Source organism: Bacillus cereus group sp. N6, assembly GCF_016483705.1.
GTDB classification, from domain to species: Bacteria; Bacillota; Bacilli; order Bacillales; family Bacillaceae_G; genus Bacillus_A; species Bacillus_A wiedmannii.
The window spans coordinates 1-262 of the sequence record NZ_JAEHBI010000286.1 but is presented as its reverse complement, the minus strand read 5'-3'; the positions used below and the strand labels follow the sequence as shown (position 1 = coordinate 262).

Below are 262 nucleotides of genomic sequence, written 5' to 3'. Positions count from 1 at the left end.
CCCCCCCCCCCCCCGCGTCCTCTTGCCCCCGTCGACCCCCGCCCGCCACCGGGTCTCCCGGGCCGCCTGGTATCACTGGTTCAACGGGCGCTACGGGTGCCACTGGGCCTCGAGGTAACACAGGCGCTACTGGTGCTACGGGACCTCAAGGTGTTCAAGGTAACACCTGTGACAATGGAACATCTGGGACCCCACGTGACGAAGGGGCATCTGGGAGGCCGGGTACTGCTGGAAATAAAGGAGCGCCGGGGGAGGCGGGGGG

The 262-nt window shown here is 67.9% G+C and carries 1 pseudogene; it reads left to right on the top strand.

Annotation, left to right across the window (positions count from 1 at the left end):
* Nucleotides 1-262: pseudogene (locus JDS99_RS31330) on the top strand (collagen-like exosporium glycoprotein BclA1); the annotation flags it as partial.